The following is a 1587-nucleotide window of genomic DNA, read 5'->3' as shown; positions in this document are numbered from 1 at the left end:
TCAAGAGCCACAATGGCCCCGCCGACCGCTTGCAATCGGTCGGCGGGGCCTGCCGTTGAACCCGTCCCGGTCCGCCCCCGGCATGTCGTCGACGCCTTCGGCTCAGTCTCATATCCGCGGATACCGTTCTGTCGGCCCGCACTCCATTCCTTCGGCGGGGCTCCCCAAGTCTGACTACGCGCATGCGGCCGCTGCCGCGCGCCCAGCGAAAGCGGGGGTATCCCCGAAGGCTGCCCGGCTCGCCGGGACGGGGGCTATGTCTATTCGGTTGCCTCCCGGCACATCGCGCCGAGGGCCCACAGCCACCTCACGAGCTCGGCGGCGGTGGCGGCGTTCGCCTTCGCCTGGGGCATGCCCCTGGCGAGCATCTCCTCGCGGCGCCGGAGCAGGCGCTCGGAACCCTTCCTCCCGTGCATCCTCACCTCGAGCGGGACGCCGCTGCCCTTGGGCATCAGCTTCGGTTGGTGGCTCGCCTGGACGTAGCTCCAGGACCCCTCGACTGCCAGCCTCCTGACGAGCGCGTTGCCGGCCCCGCTGATCCCGCCGAGGCGCACGGAGTCCGCGCTCGACCTCTGCTTCGGGGCGAGGCCGAAGTAGGACGTCACCTGCCTGCCGGAGCGGAACCTCGAGAAGTCGCCGACCTCGGACGCGAAGGCGGCGGCGAGCGCGAACCCGCACCCCTTGATCGACTGGAGCGCCTCGACCTCCGCCGAGAGGGGGCCCGCCGCGACGGCGGCCCTGTACTCGGCGAGGAGGGCGTCGCGCGGTCCCCCCCCCCCCGCGGGGGGGGGCCCCGCCGCGACGGCGGCCCTGTACTCGGCGAGGAGGTCGTCGCGCGTCTCGGCGGCCGCCTCGACCTCGCTCCTCAGCGCCGCAAGCGCCCGGATGCCGCCGTCGTCGGCGGGCCGGACCTTGTCGAGCCACCTGAGGAAGTCGTACGTCCAGTACCTCCGGGGGTTTCCGGCCGGCGTCGTGCCGCCGTAGGCGTAGCCACGGCGGGCCAGGAACGCCAGGAGCCGCTGCTTCGCCGCCGCGAGCCTCGCGGTCGCCGCGTCGTGGGCCCCGGCGAGGTCCCTGAGCCCCTCGATCTCGGGGGACGGCACCCATACCGGGGAGATATCGTGCGACAGTATCGCCTTGGCCATCCTGGCCGCGTCGTTGCGGTCGTTCTTGGACGAGAAGTCTGCCGCCGACCTCGGGACCCTGGAGACGGCCGCGACGACGCAGTCGACGCCGAGCCCGGAGAGCTCCCTCTGCGGGGCGAAGCCGAGGTAGCCGCTCTCGTAGGCGGCGAGCGACGGGCCGGGGAAGCCCGACATCCACTCCGCGACCTCGCCCCAGGGGTTGCCGCGGAATCTCCTCGTCACGGCCTCGCCCGTCTCCGCGTCGAGCGCGCAGACGGTGGTGGACCTGAGGTGTACGTCCATTCCGAAGGCGGTAGAATATCTAGGCACGGGAGCCTCCCAACCTCGTTGCGGCGCGGCTGCGCCTCTGGCACTTCAACAACATTGTCGCAGCCCCGACCCGCGGTCACGAGCGGGGGCTCCTGTCGTTTCCGTGCCCCTGGATTGGGTCATAGTGTCTGAC

At 71.9% G+C, this 1587-nt stretch carries 1 protein-coding gene; it reads right to left on the bottom strand.

The window, feature by feature from the left end:
* Window positions 1-260: 260 nt before the first annotated feature.
* Window positions 261-1454 (bottom strand): IS110 family transposase, encoded by a 1194-nt coding sequence (locus DWZ01_RS08800; RefSeq protein WP_117848679.1) that lies wholly within the window; start codon window positions 1452-1454, stop codon window positions 261-263.
* Between the last annotated feature and the right edge of the window lie 133 nt (window positions 1455-1587).

Origin of the sequence: Collinsella sp. AF28-5AC (assembly GCF_003457875.1) — a bacterium.
GTDB lineage: Bacteria > Actinomycetota > Coriobacteriia > Coriobacteriales > Coriobacteriaceae > Collinsella.
Note: the sequence above shows the minus strand (reverse complement) of the source record. Positions and strands in the feature narration are given on the sequence as shown.